We start from the raw sequence: 8,562 nt of genomic DNA on the forward strand, positions 1-8,562 counted from the left end.
GATGGCAGAGAGGTCACACCCGTTCCCATACCGAACACGGAAGTTAAGCTCTCTAGCGCCGATGGTAGTTGGGACCTTGTCCCTGTGAGAGTAGGACGTCGCCAAGCAACTGTAAGACGAGTCAATATGACTCGTCTTTTTTGTATGCTTTCATACCTCTGTTAATTGCTTGTTTAACTCCTTCTAAATAGGCAAATCCATGCTTTTTATCTGGTTCTAAGTAAGTACCTTCTGCCCACTCATTCCACGCATTAATAAATAAAAACTCGCTATCATAAAGGGAGAACGTACGGTGAATTTGTTTGCTTAAATATATTGTGAACTTCTCAGGGGTAGAGCCTACAAAGATGCTGCTATTTAAGTCTTTGCGGCGTGCTGTGTTGTCCCAGTCAACAAAGGCACCGGGAAATGTTTTTTTCTTTGGAGGAGATCGCTTTAGTATATACATCCACACTTTATCATAATCCCAAGCGTTTATTTGTTTACCAGATTCATATATTATCTTATTGATGTCTGAAGAGCTATCATGAGCAATTGTATAAAAAGGCTCGAATTGAATGCTAGCATCGAATCCATTTATATTAGGAAGTGGAAAGCTGTTTAATGTTTCTACAAAGTATATACCTTTCAAACCATGTTCTTGTGCGAGTGTATCCCAGTAATTTAGCATTTGCTCACAATCAGGGATGTGCCCAGGACGATAAATAATAAATAGTGGTTTATCATCTATACGGATATACCTCTCATCTTGGAAAGCTTGCAATAAATACTCAAAGTGTTCTTTCCAATCTGATGATTCTCCGTAATCTTGAGGCATTAATATGTGACTATCAAGACCATCCCAAGTTTTTGTCCACGGTTCATTTGCCCAAGAAAGGCAAAATGGAAAATCTGGTTCCTTCATCTGAAGTACCTCATTAAATGGTGTCTCCAATAGCCTTTTTCCTTTAAACCAGTAATGGTAATAACAAAAACCATATATGCCGTGTGCTTTGGCGATTTCTGCTTGCCACTTTCTTACGGATGGGGTGGTTAAGTCGTAATAAAAATCTTGATAAGGTTCTCTAGGTTGATAATGTCCTGAAAATAAAGGTCGTGCACTTTTCGTATTTGTCCATTCAGTAAAACCTTTTCCCCACCATCGGTCATTTTCTTTTATTTGATGAAACTGTGGTAAGTAAAAAGCGATTATTTTCAAGATATATCCCCCTTATGTTCTTCGTAGTTCAAGTGGTGGGAAGTTACTTTTGGTTTTTTGGATCTAGTTTAAAGCGCGAGATATGTTATTTACTTACTGTTTGTGTATGCTCCATAATGAATTCATTTTTACAGTTTGCTCGATATAGATGAGATAAAAAATGATTTTCATTATGAAATTACGCGCATCATCATGAATGAAAAGGATTAATCTTTTTGGAGAACAAATAGGGCTTGGGGTAATCGGTTTACATCATCAAAAAAGTCCCGTAGCTTTAAATACTTCTCATAGTGATTTTCAATATAAGTTCTAGGTATAACGGTTTCCCCGTAGAAGCTACTATTTCTAACATCTCCAGCTCCCGTAGGGCTGTGGACAAAATTTCCGCTTTCATAATCCGAGATGGCACGATTTATATCTGGAAAAGCTTGAGATAAAGTTTTATGCCATCCCGTTTGAATTAATTCAGGGTGTTCCTTAAATTGTTGACAGAAATCGAGAAAATAGCGTGCTTGTGTTGTGGCGATGAAGATTCCACCTGGACGAAGAACTCTTGAAAATTCCTTTATCCAATTTTCTGCAGTTTCTTCGGATAAATGTGAGAATACAGAATAAGCGAATATGATGTCTAATGAATTATCATTAATAAATTCTACAGGAGGTTGTGGGGGAGCTAGTTTATATCTGCCTCTTCCTAACGTTTCATTACAAAGGTTAATCATTACAGGGTCTACATCAATACCAAATAAATTTTTATGGCGAACATCTTTGAAAAAGAAGCGTATGATTCTTCCCCATCCGCAACCGAAGTCTAAAATTTTCCGTTCTTTATTCAAGGGAACGCCTAAATTATGGGCATATGTTTTTACAAGGCTATAAAACAAATATGCTTCATAAAGAGCATGTTCATAGGAAGCACCTACAAACTGTTGTTGAATTTCTTCAGGGGGGAACATAGGTACTGGGATGCCATTTATCTTTGTTTGGGAGCAACTTTGTATAAATAGATTTAGAAGTTCAATATCAGATAGTGGACTAACAAGGTTATCAAATTCACTTCCTAACTTAAAGTTATTCATTTGTTAAACCCCCGAATGATGTAGTGATTAACAGCTACTTACATGTTTTTTTACTAACAAAAACATGTAAAAATTCAGCATCTAACCCAAGTGATCTATCCTTTTGTAAATAAACAATGGTATACATATTTGCATGTTTATAAATATATTCAATCATATCTTGACCCCAATCAAATGTTACTAAAGACCCATTCTCATCAATAGGATTACCATGATAAATCGGCTCTTCCATATACTCAATTCCTTCTTTATTGATTCTTGCTCTTTGCAAAGTCCTTGGGAGTGTGTGATACCAAGGGACAGTAAATACATGAGCGCCGCCAGGCTTTAATACACGCTCTATTTCTTTAAAGGCTTTGTTTGGTTCCATTACATGTTCAAAGACATCTTGAGTAATGAATAAATCAAAAGATTCATTTTGAAAAGTCATGTCTTCTAAGTTCTCGCATCTAATTCCTTGAAAGTATTGGCCAAGAGGATAGTTTTTAAAGTATTGAGAGTATGTATAGTTTTTGCAGTTTTTTATTAGTAGTTGAGTTGTAATCCCTCCAGGAGAGGATTCGTGGATATGATAGGAACCCCATTTTGGAAAAAATGTATTTAAAACATGGATTAGAGCTCGCTGCCTTGGTATAGAGTGGCATGTAGAACATAAGTAATGATCTCTGAGCCAATCATTATGCTCTATAAATGTAGCTTTTTTCTCACAAATAACGCAATATCCATTATTGTGCTTCAAATTACCTTCCACATGACATCACTCCTGTGTAAAAAAATGCATATGACACATGCGTCAACAATCAGTGAACTCAAAGAGAGTGGGTGAAATTTAGGGAATCAATTGGGAGAAGGGAATAATTAGCGGTGGAGAAACCCGCGCTAATTAAAGTTTCACTTTATGCTATGCGATACATTTGCTTTTATTCATTGAAGAATGTATCGATTTAAAATATCCCTTTTGTGTACGGATACATTTCAAAGTCTTGTGCATATATTTCTGTAACTAACGCCATGGTCTCTTCATCATAAAAACTTTCATATGTTGGAAAGCGAGGGAAGGCGGCATCCGTAATGCTGAGCTCTGCATAGCTTCCTGTATAAAGCATTTTATGAGCGCGATGATGATCTGAATTTGCAAGTAGCGCTAAATTGGATTTAATCAAATCGTACGTATGTTCTAGTTTGGTGATTTGAGTATTAAAATCTTCTAAAGGAATATAGTATTGGATGAATTTTTCTTCACCTGGAACGTATTGTTGGCTAAAATGTATGTCCATTGCTAGGGAATTGGAACCGAATGCTCGAACGTAATATAAAAATTGTTTAAATGATATTCCTCGGTTACTATATTTGTCATTATATAAATAATGGCGGATACTTTCCCATTGAGGGCTAGCATATGGATTGTCAGCAAGTAATAAAAATGAGCTGACAGCCCTTGTATAGGGATTCCGTACAAGTTTACAAACATCTTTATTTGATGCTAGAAGACTATTTTGTAACTCTGGTATGTAATTTATATTGTTTTTATATACCCAGAACTCATAGTAATGAATAAAGTCATGGTATTTCTTTGCTTCATTAAACAATCCAATTTGAAAAAAGAACCAATTAGCTAAAGTAGTGCATCCGCTTCTATGGCTCCAGAATAGTATAAGGGGAAAGTCTTTATGGAAATGTGGAATTCGATCTTTATGTAGGATTACCTGATTTAAAAGTTCTTGATTTACATTCTTCATAAATGTAGTGCTCCTTTTTGAAAGTTTTATTTATAGAGAGGGAAAGCTTTTACTAATCCAATATATTCATAGGGATGAGTAAATATTATGAGTGTTTTTTTCGGTTAGCTTATATAAGGTAGTAATCCTAAAAGGAAAATATAAAATAAAGATAATGAAAATTTATTAGGGGCATACAATTATAAGAGAATAAATAATAGAAGTGAATAAGTTCATTTATTTGTATTTCTAGGTGTGATAAGCAAAAATCTTATTACTAGAGAGGATACTATGAGGAAGAATAATTATTTAATAGTAGGTGGAAATAGTTTCATTGGTATTAACCTCGCGTTCGGTTTATTAAAACAAGGTCAAAATGTAAAAGTATTTTCCAGACATATAAATAATTTCCCTCAAAATATTATAAGTGAGGTTGAGTTTATTAAAGGTGATTTAGCAAATGTTGATGATATTTATAAAGCTTTAGTGAACGTGGATATTATTATTTATTTAGCTGCAACGTCTAATGTAGCAACTTCAATTGAAGATGTTTTTGGAGATATAAACAGTAGCTTTTTTTTTCTTAACTTCATGGAAAGCGTTAAAAATTTCCCTATTAAAAAAATTGTATTAGCATCTTCTGGAGGCACGGTTTACGGTGAACCTGAATATTTACCTATTGATGAGGAACATCCGTTAAAACCACTTTCTCCTTATGGAATAACAAAAGTGTCGCTTGAAAATTATTTGTACTTTTATAAGAAAAAATATGGAATGGATTATGTTGTATGTAGATATTCTAATCCATATGGAAAATATCAAAATCCTTTAAAGAAAGTTGGGGCGATAAATTGTTTTTTGTATCAGCATCTCAGTAATGAAAAGATTAATATATATGGGAATCCACAAGAGATTATTCGAGATTATATTTATATCGATGATTTAGTTGAAATCACTATACAACTATCACAATTAAATCGTTTGAAATCTTGTGTGTATAACATAGGGAGCGGCAAGGGTCTCTCTTTAAAACGAATTATAGTAGAATTGGAGAAATTAACGGAACGAAAAGTGGACTTTATCTGCTATAAACAAAGGCAAGAAAATGTTCGAAAAATCATTTTAAATATAGATAGAGTAAGACGAGAATGTAATTGGGAACCGAAAATAGATTTCAAAAGTGGAATTAGATTAAATAAGCTATGGATTGAAGAGTTTTTATATAGTAAAAAATAATAAACCATGCCCTACTTCTGTATAAGTAGAGCGTGGTTTATTATTTTATTTCTTTTTTTATTACCCAAAGATCCTGATGTTCCCACCAAAAACCTTCAGTGTATTTTTTGATGATAGGGTTATAAGGTAATAATTTAATTTTGTCACATACGTAAGAGGGGCTAACGATCGTTTGCCCGTATTGATGAACATCTAAATCCAGTTGTTCACTAGAGGGGAGAAACCAATAACCCTGTTCATTTAAATCGGGAAAGCCGAAGTACTTTTTACTTTGATATCCATGAGTTGTGAAAATGAATAATCCTCCAGGGGAAACAGTATTATACAATGTTTGAAGCCAACGAAACCAAGTTGTATCAGGCATATGAGAAAAAAAGGATAGACAAAAGACGATATCATACGTAGACGAGGCCAATTTTACTTGTTCAGGTTCAGGGTGAGATAAGATAGAAGAAGTATTTAATGTGTTTTCAATAAAAGTAATAGCCTCTTCATGTATATCACAGGTAGTTATACTTAATTTCGTTTGTAAGTTTAATAAATGACGTGTTACGCATCCATACCCGGATGCGAATTCTAATAATTGAATTGGAGTGTTTACAGGAGGATGAAAGGAAGTAATTAAATCTAAGAGTGTTTCTGCTGATTTTCTTCCATCTTTAAAATAATAATCTATCGCTTCTTTTTTAGACGGAAAGACTGGATTCGTGACAAGGAATTGAAAGATATGATCCTCTGGATGGATACTTGCATTTACATTGTAGTTGTGTGCCATTTGAGAAATCAAATCTTTATTTGCCTCTATAAATTCTTTCAATGAGTAACCCCCTTAAATGATAGTAAAATCTTACAAGAGATACTAATGGTCAGGAAAATATATAATTAAATCTTCAAATATGCTTTAAGGTATTTTCTATATGTGTACATTTTCTTTTTTGAAATGTCGTCGATAGTAAAGGTTTCTTTAATGAAATTCTGCATTTGTACAACTTCACTGTAATGGGAATATGAACCTTCTGTTCTCGTTACGCTATTTGTATGTCGTCTATGATAGTTTAGCGGCTTTGGATTGAAATAAATGTCCCCCTCTTTAAGGATAGAAACATAGAAAAACCAATCACCAGCTACTTTGAACTTTTCTAATTGTTTTGCTGTTGTTTTCATGTCTATGTTTTTAAAAACTACACTTGAGACATTAGGTATCGTGTTTTTGATCAGTAACGTATCTCGTATTTCATCTATCCCTTTTCGGAAATAAGGACGCTGCCATTTTACTTTATCAATATCATTTGTGTAGTCCAAATAATGATTGGCCAGGATATTTCCTTGTTCATCTATTTGTTTTGATTGTGTGTAGCCTAAGGTAACATCATTATTTATATGAAACCCTTGTATCACTTCTTCTAAAAATGTCTGATCACATAAGTCATCAGCCTCTGCAATCCAAATGTAATCACCAGTTGCTGCAGAGACGCCTTTTATCCATTGTTTAAATACAGAACCAGAGTTTTTATCATTAATAATTTGCTTAACTTTTAGGTGGGGCTTATTTTCGTTTGAGAGCAGCTTTTCAAATGTAGATACACTATTGTCAGTAGAGGCATCGTCTAGGAAAATTAGTTCGTAAAGGGGATAGGTTTGGTTGAATATGGATTTAACCCGGTCAGGTAAGTATTTTTCGTAATTATAGTTTGGTACAATGACGCTTATTTTTTTATAATTATGCTCAAGCAGGTTTAACAATTTATAAATGTAAGGAAGAAAGTTGAAATCTTTTTCAATAAGTTCTTGGCCAAAGCTACCTTTTTGTAATCGTAAATCTTCATCTCCAAGAAATTCATAGATTCTTTCCAGCATCATCGGTAAGTTTAAATAGTCTACTAATGCGCCAGTTTGTTCCGTAACAACATCTTCAAAACCTCCAGCGTTTTTAAACCCTATAACAGGGACTTTTGTATCTAATGCTTCTAAAACAACGTTGGGAAAAGGATCTTCTCTTGAAGTTAATAAATATAAATCAGCCCCGGCGTTATATAAACCGATATCTGGAGTAGGATCCACTAATGTGAAATGTGCTGTATATCTTGGGGATAGCGTGTTTAAGAAGTGAACGTCTGTTCTCCCGACCCAGATAAAATGAATATTCCTATGAACCTTTCTTACTGAGTAAGCAATAAGTGAGAATAAATCTATCCCTTTTCGATGATCAGCGAAACCTACTCCCAAAATGATTTTACTATCTAGAGGCAGGTTGTGTTTTTTTCGTAATTCGTTTCTAGCTTTTGCAATATTGTTCTTATAAGGATTATGGTTAAATAAACCTTGAGGGAGGATATGGCACTTCTTATGATCTAATTGGGTGATTGTACGGAATTTTTCATATACGTATTGTGAAGGAAAGACTATTTTGTAAGCAGACTCGGCAATATTTCTCGCTTTTTCTTCGGCAGAGTACTGTTGTATTAAATGCGGCAATTCATGTATTAATGAAATAACTTTTATATTGTGTTTAGCTAGTAATGCAACTATATCACCACTTATGACGGTACTACATATCGCGATGGTATAGCCTTGTGATGCTAACTTCTTTATTAATAATTCGACATTTCCTTCCGTTGGGTAGTCTTTCTCTAGACAATAAACAGGACCATACTTTTGAAAATCGTGGATTAAAATACCTGTTCCAATCGAAATAATTGCGACGGAGTAATGAAAGTTTTCTTTAAGAGCTTTAATGGTATGTAAAGAAAGCAGCTGTGCTCCGTGGAAATGGGCATCATGGGATACATAAATGATCTTCTTATTAACATGCATTTCATAACGCCTCCTAAGTTAATTAGATTTTAGTAAATGTGTGGTGTATTTATAATTTCTAGAGAGAAGTGGTAGGAGATAATTGTGACTGCAGCAGGAATGTACTCGAAATAAAAAGTGCTACTTTTAATATATATTTGCTTGGTTTGATATTCATTCTTTAGAAAGGTGTAAGAGGTAAGTAAGAGAGTATAAAGTGTCAGTTATGAAAGTGACTGCAGCAGTTTATAAATCTCTAGGTACGAGGTTATAAACGAAGAAGGTTTAAGCCCCTTTATAATTTATAAAATAAAAAGGATAAAAGGTATTGACGATTAGAGTATAGAGGTGTAATATAGAACAAGTCGCCGATGACATTAACGTCGAAAGCGACAAACAAAAATAAAAAACTTAGTTGACATTAACTAACGAAGATGTTAACATAAGGAAGTCGCAAATGAGCGACCAAGTAGTTCTTTGAAAACTGAACGAAACAAACAACGTGAAACGTCAATTTTTATTTTTAGATGCTAGACAA

General features: G+C 33.9%; 7 protein-coding genes and 1 rRNA gene. 2 read left to right on the top strand and 6 right to left on the bottom strand.

Annotated elements, in window-relative coordinates; translation table 11 throughout:
* A 5S ribosomal RNA gene (gene rrf / locus MR113_RS25880) occupies window positions 1-107 on the top strand; the annotation flags it as partial.
* Window positions 108-121: 14 nt separating this feature from the next.
* On the opposite strand, the gene MR113_RS25885 is transcribed toward rrf, so the two are convergent.
* The 4 genes from MR113_RS25885 to MR113_RS25900 all read right to left on the bottom strand — a co-directional run bounded on the left by MR113_RS25885 (window position 122) and on the right by MR113_RS25900 (window position 4,016).
* Window positions 122-1,198 (bottom strand): glycosyltransferase WbsX family protein, encoded by a 1,077-nt coding sequence (locus MR113_RS25885; RefSeq protein ID WP_242257337.1) that lies wholly within the window; start codon window positions 1,196-1,198, stop codon window positions 122-124.
* Window positions 1,199-1,404: 206 nt separating this feature from the next.
* Window positions 1,405-2,277 (bottom strand): class I SAM-dependent methyltransferase, encoded by an 873-nt coding sequence (locus MR113_RS25890; RefSeq protein ID WP_242257338.1) that lies wholly within the window; start codon window positions 2,275-2,277, stop codon window positions 1,405-1,407.
* A gap of 34 nt (window positions 2,278-2,311) precedes the next feature.
* On the bottom strand, window positions 2,312-3,028 hold the full coding sequence (locus MR113_RS25895) for a class I SAM-dependent methyltransferase (protein WP_242257339.1): 717 nt from the start codon (window positions 3,026-3,028) through the stop codon (window positions 2,312-2,314).
* A gap of 193 nt (window positions 3,029-3,221) precedes the next feature.
* Window positions 3,222-4,016: a sulfotransferase family 2 domain-containing protein gene (locus MR113_RS25900; RefSeq protein ID WP_242257340.1), complete on the bottom strand. Its 795-nt coding sequence runs from the start codon at window positions 4,014-4,016 to the stop codon at window positions 3,222-3,224.
* Between the two features lie 270 nt (window positions 4,017-4,286).
* Here MR113_RS25900 and MR113_RS25905 point away from each other — a divergent pair, with 270 nt between their 5' ends.
* Window positions 4,287-5,231, top strand: coding sequence for an NAD-dependent epimerase/dehydratase family protein (locus MR113_RS25905; RefSeq protein WP_242257341.1), 945 nt, complete (start codon window positions 4,287-4,289; stop codon window positions 5,229-5,231).
* 40 nt (window positions 5,232-5,271) lie between these two features.
* Here the strand turns inward: MR113_RS25905 and MR113_RS25910 are convergent, their stop codons facing one another.
* On the bottom strand, window positions 5,272-6,048 hold the full coding sequence (locus MR113_RS25910) for a class I SAM-dependent methyltransferase (RefSeq protein WP_242257342.1): 777 nt from the start codon (window positions 6,046-6,048) through the stop codon (window positions 5,272-5,274).
* A gap of 65 nt (window positions 6,049-6,113) precedes the next feature.
* Complete coding sequence (locus MR113_RS25915) at window positions 6,114-8,045, bottom strand: glycosyltransferase (protein ID WP_242257343.1); 1,932 nt, start codon at window positions 8,043-8,045, stop codon at window positions 6,114-6,116.
* Window positions 8,046-8,562 lie beyond the last annotated feature (517 nt).

Origin of the sequence: Bacillus cereus group sp. BfR-BA-01379 (assembly GCF_022663605.1) — a bacterium.
Classification (GTDB): Bacteria; Bacillota; Bacilli; order Bacillales; family Bacillaceae_G; genus Bacillus_A; species Bacillus_A mobilis.